We start from the raw sequence: 14670 nt of genomic DNA, 5'->3' as shown, positions 1-14670 counted from the left end.
CGCCATCATCCCGCGCCGACGGCCCGCGCCGCATCGACCACCCCGTGGCCGTAGTAGGTGGTTCCGTGCTCCGTGGGCGCGCAGGTGGTGTCCGGACAGGGCAGCGGCGTCGCCGTGGCGTAGAGGGCGCGCTTGATCCGCTCGGCGCTCCAGTGCGGGTGCTCGCTCGCGATCAGGGCCGCGACGCCGCTCGCGTGCGGGGCGGCCATCGACGTCCCGCTCGCCGACCGGTATTCGCCGTTCGGCCAGGTCGACCAGACGCGCGCGCCGGGCGCGGCGACGCTGATCCGGGACGCCGAGTAGTTCGAGAAGGTCGCTTTGACGAGCTTTTCGTCGAGCGCGCCGGTGCCGACGACGCCGGGCAGTTCGTGCGGCAGCCGGGTGCAGGTGGGGTCGATCCGGCGCTCCACCGGGGTGCTGTCGGCCGGGCTTTCGCGGTCGACCGAGCGCGTGTCGAGGTTGATCCCGGCGTTGCCGGCGGAGGCGACGACGAGGACGTTCCGGCGTTGCGCGTAGGCGACCGCCCGCCCGACGGCGAGCTTCGCCGCGGCCTGGTCCGGCTGGTCGTCGCAGTTGTAGCGCCACGGGATCGAGCGGTAGCTGTTGTTGGCGACGGCGAAGCCGTGCTCGGCGGCCCAGACGAACCCGCAGACCATGCTTTCGGCCGTCTCGGTGTCGTCGAGTTCGGCGAGCTTGACCGCGGCGATCCGGGCTCCCGGGGCGACGCCGACGACGCCGGTTCCGTTGCGGGCCGCGGCGATCGTGCCCGCGACGTGCGTGCCGTGGCCGTCGAGCGTGGGGCGCCAGGCGCCGGGGCCGCGGTCGGGCCAGCCGGACAGGCAGGAGACGGAGTTCCTCGCGTCGAACGCCGGTTTCAGCTCCGGGTGGGCGTCGTCGACGCCGACGTCGAGGACGCCGACGAGCGTGCGCCGGCTGCCGTCGGTGACCTGGTGCGCTTCGGGCAGGTGCAACGCCGGGACGTCCCACGCCGTTCCCTCCGGCGGGACCTGGCCGGAGTTCGGCGAGCCGGGGCCGGTGTAGCGGAGGTCCTTGCGGGGGGCGAAGAACGCCTTCGGGATCTTCGCGGTGCGGGTGGCGCCGACGGCGTCGATGCCGGGCGTTCTGCGGACCTTCGCGGCGAAGTCGTCCTTCGCCGTGTACGCGACGACGACGCCGATCTGCGGGTAGCTCGCGACGACCGTCCCGCCGGCTTTCTCGACGACGAGCTCGGCCCACCACGTGTGGTGCGCGACGACGACGTGCGGCATGACGAGCGGGTCGGCGGCGGCCGGGGTGGCGATGAGGCCGAGCAGGAGTGCCGTCGCCAGGATGATTCGCCGCACGCGTCCTCCTCGAATTCGCCCAAAACGAACTTAGCGATCATTTACGGCGCAGCGGTACCCCTCTTCGGTCGTAGGCTGACCGCATGACGACGGGGTTCACGGTGTTCGACACGGCGATCGGGGTGTGCGGGCTGGTGTGGCGCGAGGACGTCGTCGTCGGGACGTCGCTGCCCGAGGGCAGTGCTTCGCGGACCCGGGCCTGGCTGGTCCGGCGCTTCCCGGACGCCGTCGAGGGGCCGCCGCCGGCGCCGGTGCAGGAGGCCGTGGACGGGATCGTGGCGCTGCTGGGCGGCGCGCGTTCCGACCTGGCGTCGGTGCCGCTGGACATGACGGGCGTGCCGGCGTTCCACCGGCGCGCGTACGAGATCGCGCGGGCGATCCCGCCGGGCAAGACGCTGACGTACGGCGACATCGCCCACCGGCTCGGGCAGCCGGGATCGGCACAGGCCGTCGGGCAGGCCATGGGGCACAACCCGTTCCCGATCATCGTGCCGTGCCACCGGGTCCTGGCGGCCGGCGGGAAGGACGGCGGGTTCTCGGCCCGGGGCGGGGTCGGGACGAAACGCCGGATGCTCGTGATCGAGGGCGCGCTGGCGGACGAGCCGACGCTGTTCTGAGCCGGGCCCGCAGGGGCATCACGCGCGCTGGGAGGGTCGGCTCGCGTGCCGGGAGGGTCGGCTCGCGTACCTGGGAGGTCGGCTCGCGTGCCGGGTGGGTCGGCTCGCGGTGGGCGCGAGGGTCGGCTCGCGTGCCGGGAGGGTCGATTTGCGTGCCGGGTGGGTCGGCTCGCGGTGGGCGCGAGCCGAGCCGAGCCGCGGTGAGCTGTCAGGCCGGGGTCCAGGGCTTGATCCAGGGGCTCTCCGGCCAGCCCTCGGCCGCGGCCATCAGGGGCATGGCCGTGCCGCCGTCGATGTGCTCGCGGATGATGTCCGCGTGGCCCGCGTGGCGGGCCGTCTCCTGGATCAGGTGCAACAGGACCCAGCGGACCGACCACGCCTCGACGTCCTGCGGGAACCACGGGACGCCCTTCGGCACCGGGACCGGCCGGCCGAGGTCGTCGATGCCCGCGATGACCTCCACCGTGCGGGCCGCCACCTCGTCGTAGCGGGCCAAGACGCCCGCCAGGGTCTCGTCCGGGCGCAGGCGGTGGGCGTCCTCGTACTCCGCCACCGCCTCGTTGAACGGCTTCTGCGGCACCTGCAGCACCGTGTCCAGCCAGCCGTACTCGGTGCTGGCGACGTGCTTGACCAGCCCGCCGACCGACAGCGAACTCTTCGTCGGGGTGGCTCTCGCCTGCTCGTCGGTCAGCCCGTGGGCCGCCAGCTTGAGCACGTACCGCTGCTGCTCCAGGAAGTTCAGCAGCCCGTCACGCTCGTCGGCCACCGGGCGCACGTTTCCGGCCATGTCGATCCTTCCGCCTTGGGACACTGCGGCGATCGTGCCACCCGGCACCGACAATTTCGCTACCGGTGCGCGTGCCTCGGCGCCGGCTTCACGAAGGCGTACGCCCCGCCGATGCTGTACAGGGCGGCACGGACCACGAGCTGGACCCGGGTGAACACACCCTCGTACGTGTCGAACTGCCGGGCGAGCACGACGGCCAGCCAGGTCGCCAGCACCACCGCCAGGCCGGCGACCGCGAGCGCGCGCCAGCCCGGCGGCCACCACAGGATCAGGCTGATCACCCCGGCCACCAGGACGACGCTGAGCAGCGACGACCAGACGTCGCTGCGTTCGGGGTAGGCGGCCTGGAGCAGCACGACGAGGCCGAACGCGCTCACCGAGATCGAGCTCAGCCGCGCCGACCACTGGACCGGCCCCAGCCGGTGCAGCGGGGGACCGGCGAGCAGGAACGCCACACCCGACACGGCGAGCAGGATCCGGAACACCGGCGGCCCGGCCAGCAGCGCCTCGGCCGGGTCCCGGACCGGGGACACGCCCGTGGGCAGGAGGAATTCCAGCAGCCAGCCCGAATACGCGAGGACGGCCACCCCTATCAAGAGGGCCGAGGCGATCCGAGCCGTGCGCACGAGGCACACAGTAAGCGACCCCCCGCGCCCCGGCCGAGTCACCGTGACCAGGTCGACCGATCCGTTATGCCTGCGGACGGACGAAGGGGAACAGGACTGTCTGGCGGATGGAGGCCCCGGTGAGCATCATGAGCAGCCGGTCCACGCCCAGGCCGAGCCCGCCGGTGGGCGGCATGCCGTGCTCCAGGGCCAGCAGGAAGTCCTCGTCCAGCTCCATCGCTTCGACGTCGCCGCTGGCCGCGCGCAGGGACTGCGCCTCCAGCCGCCGCCGCTGCTCGATCGGGTCGGTCAGCTCGGTGTAGGCGGTGCCGACCTCCGAGCCGAACGCGATCAGGTCCCAGCGTTCGGCCAGCCGTGGGTCTTCGCGGTGCTGGCGGGTCAGCGGCGAGACGTCGGTCGGGTAGTCGGTGTAGAACGTGGGCAGCACGGTCGCGCCCTCGACGAGGTGCTCGAACGCCTTGAGCACCAGGTCGCCGTGGCTCGGGTCCTCCCCCACCGGCACACCCGCGGCGACGCACAGGCGGCGCAGGTCGGCCACCGGCGTCCCGGAGCCGACCTCCTCGCCGAACGCCGCCGAGACGGCCTGGTGGACCGGCACGACCGGCCAGTCGCCGGAGATGTCGTGCTCGACGAGCTTCCCCCCGGCGTCGGGCCGCCGCACGATCTGGGCGCCGTACGCCGCTTCCGCCGCGTGCTGGACGAGCTCGCGCGTCAGCGTCCTCATCGTGTCGTAATCCGCGTACGCCTGGTACGCCTCGAGCATCGTGAACTCGGGGTTGTGCGTCGCGTCGACGCCTTCGTTGCGGAAGTTGCGGTTGAGCTCGAAGACGCGCTCGACGCCGGCCACGCAGAGCCGCTTCAGGTACAGCTCGGGCGCGATCCGCAGGTACATCCGCATGTCGTAGGCGTTGATGTGGGTGACGAACGGCCGGGCGTTCGCGCCGCCGTGCACCGTCTGCAGCATCGGCGTCTCGACCTCGAGGTAGTCGGCGTGGTGCAGCCGGTCGCGCACCGCGCGGACCACGGTGGACCGCAGCCGCAGCATGTTCGTCGAGTCCGGGTTGACCGCCAGGTCGAGGTAGCGCTGCCGGACCCGCGTCTCCGGGTCGGTCAGGCCCTTCCGCTTGTCGGGCAGCGGGTGCAGGCACTTCGCGGTGACCGTCCACTCGTCGACGAGCACCGAGAGCTCGCCCCGCTTCGAGGTGACGACCTGGCCGCTGACGCCGACGTGGTCGCCGAGGTCTACGCCGGTCCGCCAGCGGGTGAGGTCGAGTTCGCCGGCTTCGAGCATCAGCTGGATCTCGCCGCTGAAGTCCTTGATGCGGGCGAAGCACAGCCCGCCGAGGACGCGCAGGTTCAGCACCCGCCCGGCGATCCGGACGCGGTGGCCGGTGGTGGTGTCCGGGGCCAGGTCGCCGAACTTCGCCACGACGTCGCCGATGTGGTCGTCGCGCCGGAACCCGACCGGGTAGGGGTCGATGCCGGCCTCGCGCAGCTTGCCGAGCTTGTCGATGCGGACGCGGACCTGCTCGGGCCGCCGCACCGCCTTCGCCGCCGGCGTCGCCGCCGACTCCTCGATCTCCCGGACGCGGGCGACGAAGTCGTCGCCGACCGTCTCCAGCCGCAGCGACCGCGCCCGTCCGGTCGGGACGAACCCTTCGAGCGCGCCCGCGACGATGCCGACGCGCGGCAGCCGCCGGGCCGAGGAGTAGCAGAGGAACCGCGGCTCCCAGTCCGGCCCGTACTTGGCGTTCGACCGGTACAGCGACTCCAGCTGGAAGAACCGGGAGAACACGCTCAGGATGCCGCGCCAGGCCCGCAGCACCGGTCCCGCGCCGATCCGCTCGCCTTCGGAGAACACCGCGCGGAACATCGCGAAGTTGAGCGAGATCCGCTGCGCGCCGAGGTGCTGCGCGGCCGCGACGACCTCGGCGATCAGGTACTCGTTGAGGCCGTTCTCGGCGTCGCGGTCGCGGCGCATGAGGTCCAGCGAAAGCCCGCGGCGGCCCCACGGCACGAACGACAGCAGCCCGCGCAGCTCGCCGCGGGCGTCGTACGCCTCGACCATCACGCTGCGGCCGTCGCTGGCGTCGCCGAGCCGGCCCAGCGCCATCGAGAAGCCGCGTTCGGTCTCCGCGCCGCGCCAGGACTGCGCCCGCCAGAGCAGCTCGGTCATCTCGGCCGCGGGGATCTCGCCGTGGCGGCGGACCCGCGAGGTGTAGCCGGCCCGTTCGATGCGCTTGACGGCCTGGCGCACCGACCGCCGTTCCGGCCCGGCCAGGCTGAACTCGCGGACGTCGAGGACCGCTTCGTCGCCGATCTCCAGGGCCCGCAGCCCCGCGTCGGTGTACGCCTTCGCGCCGCGTTCACTCGCCCCGAGCACACCCGGGGTCCAGCCGTACGTGCGCGTCTCGTCGAGCCACGCGCGGACCGCGTCGGGCCACGCCTCCGGGTCGCCGACCGGGTCGGCGCTGGCGACGCTGGTGCCGCCGAGGACGCGGTAGGTGACCGCCGCGCGGCCGTTCGGCGCGAAGACGACGCTCTTGTCGCGCCGGGTCGCGAAGTAGCCGAGCGAGTCGTCCTCGCCGTGTTCGGCGAGCAGCCGGCGCAGCCGCAGCTCTTCGTCGTCCGTGCGCAGGCTGCGGCTGCGGACACCGCGGAAGAGCATGTACAGCGCCGCGGTGGCGACCGCGGTCGCGCTGAGGTCGAGGAAGACGTCGAGCCAGCCCGGTCCCTCGCCGACGCCGATCCGGCGCAGCTGCAGGTTCTCACCGGTGGCGTGGTTGACGACCCAGGCGAACCGCTCCCAGCTGTCGCCGAGGTGGCCGGGGAACGCCTCCGCCAGGCCCCAGCCGACCAGGATGACCACGGCGAAGCCGCCGAACAGCATGGCCAGGCCGTCGCGCCAGGCGCTCGGCGCGAGCCGGGCCGGGAAGGCCGGGCGCAGCGCGAGCAGGAACACGATCAGCGCGATCGAGGCGATGTCGGCCAGGGTCAGCACCCACAGCTGCGCCGGGATGTGCCGGACCTGCTTGGGGCCCAGCGTCAGCAGTTCGGGTGACCAGAGCAGCGTCGCCTGCAGGGCCAGGGTGAGCACCAGGCCGCCGACCTGGAACAGCACCAGCGTGTACAGCGCGGCCGCCTTCCGGCGGCGCAGGGCGCCGCCGAGGACGACCAGCAGCAGCACCATCACGAGGCTCGCGCTGGTGGGCACGCTGAGGGCCGAGAACGCCATGTCGATGCCGTTGAGGAGCCGTCCGTGCGGGCCGTTGGTGAACAGCAGGACCACCGAGAACACGGCGGCCAGCTGCACGACGGTCGCGGTGATGCCGCCGGCCTTCGCCTTCCAGACGGGAAGGCGCGGACGCGAGCTCGCGAGGGTACCCATGGGTGGTTTCGTCGCCTTTCGCGGCCGTTCGGTGGTCATGCCCTCTTCTTGACGTGAGTGAACCCGGATTGGTTGTCCCCCGGCATCAACCTGGAGGCTGACCGTCCATGGTCCTCGGGGGTGTGAAGCTGGTCGCAGGCGGTCGGTGCCGGTCCGGGGGCGTGTCACCCTGTGAGACGCCTCTGCTCCACGACCCGGGGACCTCACCGAGGCCTCGAGGGAAGGACGGTCGACGACGATGTCTGCCAGCGCCGAAGAACCCGCCCCGTACGGCACCGGGCCCGCCGCTCCCGCGGCACCCGCCCCGGGCCGGAAGGTCCGCGTCCACCACCTGCGTGAGCTCAAGGAACGCGGCGAACCGTGGCCGATGCTCACCGCCTACGACATGTACACCGCCGCGTTGTTCGACGAAGCCGGGATCCCGGTGCTGCTCGTCGGCGACTCCGCGGCCAACAACGTGTTCGGCTACGACACCTCGCTGCCGGTGACGGTGGACGAGCTGCTGCCGCTGGTCCGGGCGGTCACCCGGTCGGTCAAGCGGGCCCTGGTGGTCGCCGACCTGCCGTTCGGCTCGTACCAGCTCTCGCCGCAGCAGGCGCTGGAGACGTCGGTGCGGTTCATGAAGGAGGGCCGCGCGCACGCCGTGAAGCTCGAAGGCGGGCGCCGGTTCGCCCCGCACGTCGAGGCGCTGACCTCGGCCGGCGTGCCGGTGATGGGTCACATCGGGTTCACCCCGCAGAGTGAACACAACCTCGGCGGCTACCGGGTGCAGGGGCGCGGCGAAGCGGCGGACGTGCTGCTCGCCGACGCGCTGGCGCTGCAGGAGGCCGGGGCGTTCGCGGTGGTGATGGAGATGGTGCCCGCCGAAGCCGCGAAGCGCGTCACGGCGGAGCTGAAGATCCCGACGGTCGGCATCGGTGCCGGCCCGGACTGCGACGCCCAGGTGCTCGTCTGGCAGGACATGGCCGGGCTGCGGCGCGGCAAGGCGCCGCGGTTCGTCAAGCGCTACGCCGACGTGGCGACGGTGCTGCAGAACGCGGCGACGGCGTTCGCCGAGGACGTCCGGCGCGGGGAGTTCCCCGCCCCGGAACACACGTTCCACGACTGACCGCCGCCCCGAGCGCCCCAATGTGGCGTTGGTTGCGTCTGACGCACCCAATGTGGCGTTCGGTGCGTCTGACGCCCCGAACGCCACATTGGGGCGCTGGAGGAGCCTGGTCGTCACCGGCGCTTGAACCGTTCCGCGAGCGCCGGGTCGTGCTCCCACCACAGGCCGGTCGGGGGTGTCTCGTCCAGCCGGGCGTCGATCTGCTTCGCCCGCCGTTCGTCGTCGCGGGCCCACCGCACGAACAACGCGACGACGAACGGCAGGCCGGCGACGTCGCCGCCGATCCACAGCACGCCCGCGCCGATGATCTGGTCCGTGCGCGGGTCCGGGCCCCGGCCCGGGTGCGCGGCCGCGTAGTGCGCCGGCGCGAGCAGGGGGCCGAGCCACAGGACCAGGCCGAGCGCGCCGTCGAAGACGACCTCGGTGATCGCGATCCACACCGACACCAGGTGGGGGTCCGCCCGCGGCGTCGGGTCGAGGCCCAGGCGCGTCCAGAAGTACGTGAAGCCGGCCAGGACGAGGACGAGCCGCATGAGGCCGTCCACGAGCGGTGAGCGCAGCGTGAGGTCGTAGAGCGGGGTCAGGTACAGCACCAGCACCGGCGCGACCAGGACCGCCGTGACGACCGGCGGGAACGTCAGGGCACGGGCGAGCGGGCCGCGCCCGTGCCGCCGCAGCCAGGCGGCGCGCGGGAGGCTGTCCAGGAGCAGCCGGATCGGCGCGCCGAGGGCCAGCAGCAGCGGCGTGATCATCAGCAGCGTGACCGTCTGGACCGCGCGGACCCAGAAGAACGTCGTGTCGTAGCCGGCCAGCGGGGAGCAGGTGACGACGACGATCGTCGCGAGCCCGGCGAGGAACGCCGTCGTGCGGCCCGGTGGCCAGCCGCGGCCGCGGGCCGCGCGGACGTAGAGCGTGCCCAGGAGGAGCACGCTGCCGGCCGCCGGTGCGTCGAACGTCAGCGGCACGTCAGACCGCGAAGAAGATCAGGCTGCCGATTCCGGCGACCGCGCAGTAAATGGCGAACGGGGTCAGAGTGCGCGTTTCGAAGTATCCGGTGAGGAACCGGACAGAAATGTACGAAGCGACCCCGGCGATGACGCTGCCGACGAGCGCCGGGCCGAGTGAAGCGTGGTTTTCGGGGGCGAACAGCGTCGGCATCTTGAGCACGCCGGCGGCGAGGATCACCGGGGTGGCGAGCAGGAACGCGAACCGCGCGGCGTCCTCGTGGCCCAGTCCACGGCGCAGGCCGGCGACCATCGTGATGCCCGAGCGGCTGATACCCGGCAGCAGGGCGAGGATCTGCGCGGCACCGATCAGCACGGCCTCGCCGACCCGCAGCTTCGCCAGCCGGACGTCGGTCGCCTCCTCGACGGTGACCGCCCGCATCACCATCGTGTCCTCGGCCGAAAAGTCCACTGTGTCCGCTTCCGCCGCGGCCTTGCCCGGCTTGGAGAACTTCTCGGCGGCGTAGAGGACTCCGCCGTTGAGGGCGAGGAAGATCGCGGCCGGCACCGGCTTGCCGAGGAAGTCGCGCAGCAGGCTTTCGAAGAGCAGCCCGGCCAGCCCGACCGGGATGGTGGCGAGCACCAGCAGCCACGCCAGCCGCTGGTCCGGCGTGCGCACTTCGCGGCGGCGGATCGACGTCCACAGCCCGCCGATGATCCGCACCCAGTCCTTCCGGAAGAACAGGACCAGCGCGAGCGCGGTGGCGACGTGCATCGCCACGAGCACCGCGAGGTACGGCGAATCCTTGCCGATGCTCAGGTCCCGCTGCCACGCCCCGCCGAGCCAGGCGGGCAGCAGGATGCTGTGGCCGAGACTGGACACCGGAAACAATTCCGACACCCCTTGCAAGGCGCCGACGACAATCGCCTCGACATAGGTCACCGCGGACATTCCGTACCCTCTTTCCAGCGAATCCGACACCGGAAAGTACCGGCCCATTCGTTAACCGGTGGCAAGGGGGACGGGCGCGCTCAGCGTCCTCACAGCGGATGTTCACATGCATGAACATCAATCATGTTCTTGACTGGTGTTCGACTTGTGGCTTAGCGTTTAGCCCGTCGCCGCCACGACGAAGCATCGAACCTCGACGAGGAGGACGGGAAATGCGTGTGCGGATCGCCGGCCGTCGTGACCACTCCGACGGCATCGGACTCGCTCCCCCTCCGAACCTCGCGGACGCGGCCGACAGCCGCTGACGCGTCACGAACCGGGGACCCGCTCAGCCCGGCGGCGGGGGCGGGTCCCCACCTATCTCGGCCGTCGTCCCGGCACCCGGCGGCGAGGCACCGGGGCGGCGGCCGGGGCCCTGCGGCACAGGTGCTCTTTCGGGTTCCGGGTGGTGGAGCCCGAGGCCGCGGATGTCACCACCTGTCCTTCGGGGGTTCCGGGTGGCGGAGCCCCCGGCCCGGGGCGAAGCCCCGGATGTCACCACCACTCCTTCGGGGGTTCCGGGTGGCGGAGCCCCCGGCCCGGGGCGAAGCCCCGGATGTCACAGTGGCGGCATGGACGAGCTCTACCCGCCGATCGGCCCGCGCGCCGAAGGGTTCCTGGACGTCGGCGACGGGCACCGGATCCGCTGCCAGGAGGCGGGGAACCCGGCCGGGAAGCCGGTGGTGGTCCTGCACGGCGGTCCCGGCAGCGGGATCGCCCCGATGACCCGGCGGCACTTCGACCCGGCCGCCTACCGGATCCTGCAGTTCGACCAGCGCGGGTCCGGCCGGTCGACGCCGGGTGCGGACGACCTCGCGGCCAACACGCTGTGGCACCTGGTCGCCGACATGGAGGCCCTGCGCGAGCGGCTCGGCATCGAACGCTGGCAGCTCTTCGGCGGCTCGTGGGGCGCCACCCTGGCCCTCGCCTACGCCGAGACGCACCCGTCACGGGTCAGCGAAATGATCCTGCGCGGGGTGTTCACCGTCCGGCGGAGCGAGCTGGACTGGATCTACCGCGGCGGCGCGGCCCACCTGTTCCCGCGCGAGTGGGAAGCGTTCCTGGCCCCGCTTCCGGAGGCCGGCCGCGACGACCCGCTGGCCGCGTACGCCGAGCTGCTCGACGACCCGGCCGAGGAGGTCCGGCACCGGGCGGCGGTCGCGTGGAGCACCTGGGAGGGCGCGACGGTCTCGGTGGTGCCGCAGGAGGCGTTCGTCCGCCAGTACGCCGATCCGGCGTTCGCCCTGCCGTTCGCCCGGCTCGCCGTGCACTACTTCCGCCACGGCGCCTGGCTCGACGACGGGCAGCTGATCCGCGACGCGGGCAAGCTCGCCGGCATCCCGGGCGTGCTGGTCCAGGGCCGCTACGACACGGTGTGCCCGCCGGTAACGGCGTACGAGCTGCACCGGGCGTGGCCGGGCTCGGAGCTGACGCTGCTCGAGGGCGCCGGCCACGCGGCGACGGACCCGGGCGTGCTCGCCGCGTTGCGCGCGGCGACGGACTCATTCCGCGAGTAGCACGGCGAACACCTTCTCGAGCTTGCGCCGCAACACCCCTTCACCCGCCTCCGCGAGCGCCGTGCTGCCGATGAGCGTGCGCATCAGCCAGAACCCGGCGATCACGGACAGGGCGAGGCCGCGAGGTCGGCGGCGAGCGTCGCCGGGTCGCCGGTGAGCACGTCCGCTCCGCCATCGCCGCGTCGACGACCTCGGCGAAGAGTCCTTCCTTCGAACCGAATCAGCTCAAGTCCACCCTCGTATACATGAGACCCGCAACGCCGCCGCGACCCCGCCCGCGACCTGGTCCCCAACGACATCGGGCGCCTGGGCCGCCCGAGGAGGTCGCGGCGGCGGTCGGGTACCTGGTCAGCCCGGCGGCGGCCTACGTGAGCGGTGCGACGATCCGCGTGGACGGCGGCACGATCCGCTCGGTGCACTAGAGCCGGCCGCCGGACGCGGTGTCGCCGGACAGCCGCTGGGCCAGGTACACCGGCACCGTCGAGGCGACGATCAGGACCGCCGCCACCACGTTCACGATCGGCGCCTGGTTCGGCCGGAACAGGTTGTTGTAGATCCAGATCGGCAGCGTCTCCATGCCGGTGCCCAGGGTGAAGGTCGTCACGATGATCTCGTCGAACGACAGCGCGAACGCCAGCAGCCCGCCGGCCAGCAGGGCCGAGCGGAGCATCGGGAACGTCACCAGGCGGAACGTCGTGAGCCCGGTCGCGCCGAGGTCCATCGACGCCTCCTCCAGGTTGCCGCCCATCCGCCGCAGCCGCGCGACGACGTTGTTGAACACCACCACGATGCAGAAAGTCGCGTGCGCGATGATCGCCGTCAGCAGGCCGAGGTCGATGCCGAGGATCGTCCGGAACGCGTTGTTCAGCGCGATGCCCGTGACGATCCCCGGCAGCGCGATCGGCAGGATGATCAGCAGCGACACCGGGTTGCGGCCGAAGAACCGGTAGCGCTGCAACGCGAACGCCGCCATCGTGCCGAGCACCAGCGCGATCGCCGTCGCCGCCAGGCCCGCCTCCACGCTCGTCCACAGCGCGTGCAACGCGCCTTCGTTGGACGCCGCGCGGCTCCACCACTCCACGGTGAACCGGGTCGGCGGGAAACCGAACGTGGTGTCCGCGTTGAACGAGTTGAGCAGCACCACGACCAGCGGGAAGTAGATCACGGCCAGCCCGAGCCCCAGCGCCGTCCACAGCAGCTTGCGCACGAGAGCTCCTAGAGGTTGTCCAGCGCGCCGGTGCGGCGCACGGCGGCCAGGTAAACCAGCATGATCACGACCGGCACGGTGGCCACCGTCGCCGCGAACGGCAGGTTGTCGGCCGTGCCGATGTTGTCGTAGACGACGTTGCCGAGCATCTGCGAGGTACCGCCGACGATCTTCACCGCGATGTAGTCGCCCAGGGACAGCGAGAACGTGAAGATCGAACCCGCGACGATCGCCGGGAACGTCAGGGGGAGGATCACCGAGCGGAACGTCCTCAGCGAGCGCGCCCCGAGGTCGCCCGAAGCGTCCACAAGGGAATCGGGCAGCCGGTCGAGGCCGGCGTAGATCGGCAGGATCATGTACGGCAGCCAGAGGTAGGACAGCGTGATGATCGTCGCCGTGACGCCGTAACCGGGCGAAAGCCAGCTCAGGGCGCCGTTGCCGGACAGCATCGACCGCCACGCGTACGCCTTCACCAGGTAGCTGGCCCACAACGGCGTCATCACCGCGATGACCAGAATCCGCTGCGCCCGCGGCGAAGCGAGCTTGGCCATCGCGTAGGCCATCGGGAAGGCGATGACCGCGTCGATCACCGTGACCAGCGCCGCGATCCCGACCGTGCGGAAGGTGATCGTGCGGTACACCGCGTCGGTGAACAGCGTCTTGAAGTTGTCCAGCGACCAGTCGATGACGACCTGGCCGGTGAAGGCGTCGGTGTGCCAGAACGCCGTGACGAACAGCGCGGCGAGCGCGCCCAGGTAGGCCAGGCCGAGCCAGAGCAGCGGGGCGGACAGCAGGAAACCGAGGCGCAGCTTGGGTTTCCGGTAGAAGAAGGCGGATACGGCGGTCATCACACCTCGCAGGGAAAGGCCGGGAGCGGCGGGCGGAGTGGGGGGACACAGCCCGCCGCTCCCGGGGTCGGAGGGGTCAGCCCTTGATCTCGGTCCAGGCCTTCGTCCACTCGCCGTAGTCCTTGCACTTGACGTCCGTGCGGCCGTCGAGGCACTGCGGGATCGGCGTGGTCCAGTACGCGATCTTCGAGGCGTACGCCGCGTCGCTGGCGTGGTAGGTGTCGCAGAGAGTCTTGTCCGACATCTCCGCGCACGCCTTCGTGTTCGCCGGCGCTTCGCCGAAGTACTCGGCGACCTGGGCGTTGACCTTCGGGCTGATGATGTAGTCGAGCCACTTGTACGCGCACGTCTTGTGCGCCGACTTCGCCGCGACCATCCAGGTGTCCGACCACCCGGTGGCGCCTTCGCTCGGCACGGACGCCTCCAGCGGCGCGCCTTCGCCCTTGGTCAGGTTGACCGTGACCTGCCAGGCGGTGCCGACGACGGCGTCGCCGTTCTTCAGCGCCTGCGACTCCTTGAGGTAGTCCGACCAGTACTCGGACACCAGCGGGCGCTGCTGCTTGAGCAGGTTCACCGCGGCGGTGAACTGCTTGTCGTCGAGCGAATACGGGTTCTTGATGCCGAGGTCCGGCTGGTGCGCCATCAGGTACAGGGCGGCGTCGGCGAGGTAGATCGGCGAGTCGTAGGCGATCACCTTGCCCTTGTAGGGCGAGTTCGCGTCGAACATCACCGACCACGACGCCGGCGCCGGCGTCACCTTGTCGGTGCGCCAGGTCAGCAGGTTCGCGCCCCAGCCGTGCGGGATGCCGTAGGAGACGCCGCCGACGCTGTTCCACGACTTGTCCTTGAGGAACGGCTGGACGTCGGCGTAGTTCGGGACGAGCGCGGTGTTCACCGGCTCGGCGTCGCCGGAAGCGACCAGCCGCAGCGACGCGTCACCGGAGGCGGACACGACGTCGTACTGCCCGGTTTTCATCAGCGTCACGGCCTCGTCGGACGTGCCGAACGGCTTGACGTTGACCTTGCAGCCGGTCTGCTGCTCGAACGGCGTCACCCAGTTGACCTTCGGGTCGTTCGAGCCGTTCTCCGCGTACCCCGGCCAGGCCAGCACGTTCAGCTGGCCTTCCGGCTGCCCGAGCGCCTTGAGCGCCTCCAGCTTCGGCGGCGTGAAGCCCTGCGCGCCGGGCGGTGCGGCGGAATTCGAGCCGGACGTGCCACATGCAGCCAACAGCAGGCTGACGCCGAGAAGCCCGGCCAGCCGCGTCTTCCTGTTCTTCATGGCAACCTTTCGAGG

The 14670-nt window shown here is 71.6% G+C and carries 13 protein-coding genes; 4 read left to right on the top strand and 9 right to left on the bottom strand.

Annotated elements, in window-relative coordinates; translation table 11 throughout:
- Positions 1 to 5 precede the first annotated feature (5 nt).
- A complete protein-coding gene (locus C2L59_RS40395; protein WP_233223962.1) occupies positions 6 to 1343 on the bottom strand; it encodes a S8 family serine peptidase in 1338 nt (445 codons plus the stop codon).
- Positions 1344 to 1426: 83 nt separating this feature from the next.
- Here C2L59_RS40395 and C2L59_RS40390 point away from each other — a divergent pair, with 83 nt between their 5' ends.
- Positions 1427 to 1960, top strand: coding sequence for a methylated-DNA--[protein]-cysteine S-methyltransferase (locus C2L59_RS40390; RefSeq protein ID WP_103354870.1), 534 nt, complete (start codon positions 1427 to 1429; stop codon positions 1958 to 1960).
- A gap of 208 nt (positions 1961 to 2168) precedes the next feature.
- On the opposite strand, the gene C2L59_RS40385 is transcribed toward C2L59_RS40390, so the two are convergent.
- The 3 genes from C2L59_RS40385 to lysX form a co-directional block, all read right to left on the bottom strand.
- A complete protein-coding gene (locus tag C2L59_RS40385; protein WP_103354869.1) occupies positions 2169 to 2747 on the bottom strand; it encodes a DinB family protein in 579 nt (192 codons plus the stop codon).
- A 59-nt stretch (positions 2748 to 2806) separates the two neighbouring features.
- A complete protein-coding gene (locus tag C2L59_RS40380) occupies positions 2807 to 3373 on the bottom strand; it encodes a hypothetical protein (RefSeq protein WP_233223961.1) in 567 nt (188 codons plus the stop codon).
- 64 nt (positions 3374 to 3437) lie between these two features.
- Positions 3438 to 6761 carry a bifunctional lysylphosphatidylglycerol synthetase/lysine--tRNA ligase LysX gene (lysX, locus tag C2L59_RS40375; protein WP_103354868.1) on the bottom strand — a complete coding sequence of 1108 codons (3324 nt, stop codon included), beginning with the start codon at positions 6759 to 6761 and terminating at the stop codon, positions 3438 to 3440.
- Between the two features lie 238 nt (positions 6762 to 6999).
- On the opposite strand from lysX, the gene panB reads away from it, so the two are divergent.
- A complete protein-coding gene (gene panB, locus C2L59_RS40370; protein WP_103354867.1) occupies positions 7000 to 7869 on the top strand; it encodes a 3-methyl-2-oxobutanoate hydroxymethyltransferase in 870 nt (289 codons plus the stop codon).
- A 113-nt stretch (positions 7870 to 7982) separates the two neighbouring features.
- On the opposite strand, the gene C2L59_RS40365 is transcribed toward panB, so the two are convergent.
- Positions 7983 to 8834 (bottom strand): cytochrome c oxidase assembly protein, encoded by an 852-nt coding sequence (locus tag C2L59_RS40365; protein WP_103354866.1) that lies wholly within the window; start codon positions 8832 to 8834, stop codon positions 7983 to 7985.
- Between the two features lies 1 nt (position 8835).
- The gene (locus C2L59_RS40360; RefSeq protein WP_103354865.1) at positions 8836 to 9765 is read right to left on the bottom strand and encodes an undecaprenyl-diphosphate phosphatase; all 930 of its coding nucleotides are present in this window, start codon (positions 9763 to 9765) and stop codon (positions 8836 to 8838) included.
- Between the two features lie 611 nt (positions 9766 to 10376).
- Here C2L59_RS40360 and pip point away from each other — a divergent pair.
- Together pip and C2L59_RS47250 are read left to right on the top strand one after the other, a co-directional pair.
- Positions 10377 to 11321: a prolyl aminopeptidase gene (gene pip, locus C2L59_RS40350; protein ID WP_103354864.1), complete on the top strand. Its 945-nt coding sequence runs from the start codon at positions 10377 to 10379 to the stop codon at positions 11319 to 11321.
- A 245-nt stretch (positions 11322 to 11566) separates the two neighbouring features.
- On the top strand, positions 11567 to 11743 hold the full coding sequence (locus C2L59_RS47250; RefSeq protein WP_146060506.1) for an SDR family oxidoreductase: 177 nt from the start codon (positions 11567 to 11569) through the stop codon (positions 11741 to 11743).
- Here the strand turns inward: C2L59_RS47250 and C2L59_RS40340 are convergent.
- The 3 genes from C2L59_RS40340 to C2L59_RS40330 all read right to left on the bottom strand — a co-directional run bounded on the left by C2L59_RS40340 (position 11740) and on the right by C2L59_RS40330 (position 14655).
- Positions 11740 to 12528: an ABC transporter permease gene (locus C2L59_RS40340; RefSeq protein ID WP_103354863.1), complete on the bottom strand. Its 789-nt coding sequence runs from the start codon at positions 12526 to 12528 to the stop codon at positions 11740 to 11742. The two genes, C2L59_RS47250 and C2L59_RS40340, sit on opposite strands and share 4 nt — an antisense overlap.
- A gap of 8 nt (positions 12529 to 12536) precedes the next feature.
- Entirely contained in the window at positions 12537 to 13376 is an 840-nt protein-coding gene (locus C2L59_RS40335; protein WP_103354862.1) for an ABC transporter permease, read from the bottom strand.
- Positions 13377 to 13452: 76 nt separating this feature from the next.
- The gene (locus tag C2L59_RS40330) at positions 13453 to 14655 is read right to left on the bottom strand and encodes an ABC transporter substrate-binding protein (protein WP_103354861.1); all 1203 of its coding nucleotides are present in this window, start codon (positions 14653 to 14655) and stop codon (positions 13453 to 13455) included.
- Positions 14656 to 14670 lie beyond the last annotated feature (15 nt).

Origin of the sequence: Amycolatopsis sp. CA-128772, assembly GCF_002904295.1 — a bacterium.
Classification (GTDB): Bacteria; Actinomycetota; Actinomycetes; order Mycobacteriales; family Pseudonocardiaceae; genus Amycolatopsis.
This window is presented reverse-complemented; position numbering and strand designations above follow the sequence as displayed.

What these genes read in the sequence shown, in the direction of transcription:
- panB (WP_103354867.1), top strand. Translation starts at nt 7,000, where the DNA reads ATGTCTGCCAGCGCCGAAGAACCCGCCCCGTACGGCACCGGGCCCGCC.
- C2L59_RS40360 (WP_103354865.1), bottom strand. Translation starts at nt 9,765, where the DNA reads ATGTCCGCGGTGACCTATGTCGAGGCGATTGTCGTCGGCGCCTTGCAA.
- C2L59_RS47250 (WP_146060506.1), top strand. Translation starts at nt 11,567, where the DNA reads ATGAGACCCGCAACGCCGCCGCGACCCCGCCCGCGACCTGGTCCCCAA.
- C2L59_RS40330 (WP_103354861.1), bottom strand. Translation starts at nt 14,655, where the DNA reads ATGAAGAACAGGAAGACGCGGCTGGCCGGGCTTCTCGGCGTCAGCCTG.
- pip (WP_103354864.1), top strand. Translation starts at nt 10,377, where the DNA reads ATGGACGAGCTCTACCCGCCGATCGGCCCGCGCGCCGAAGGGTTCCTG.
- C2L59_RS40385 (WP_103354869.1), bottom strand. Translation starts at nt 2,747, where the DNA reads ATGGCCGGAAACGTGCGCCCGGTGGCCGACGAGCGTGACGGGCTGCTG.
- C2L59_RS40335 (WP_103354862.1), bottom strand. Translation starts at nt 13,376, where the DNA reads ATGACCGCCGTATCCGCCTTCTTCTACCGGAAACCCAAGCTGCGCCTC.
- lysX (WP_103354868.1), bottom strand. Translation starts at nt 6,761, where the DNA reads ATGGGTACCCTCGCGAGCTCGCGTCCGCGCCTTCCCGTCTGGAAGGCG.
- C2L59_RS40390 (WP_103354870.1), top strand. Translation starts at nt 1,427, where the DNA reads ATGACGACGGGGTTCACGGTGTTCGACACGGCGATCGGGGTGTGCGGG.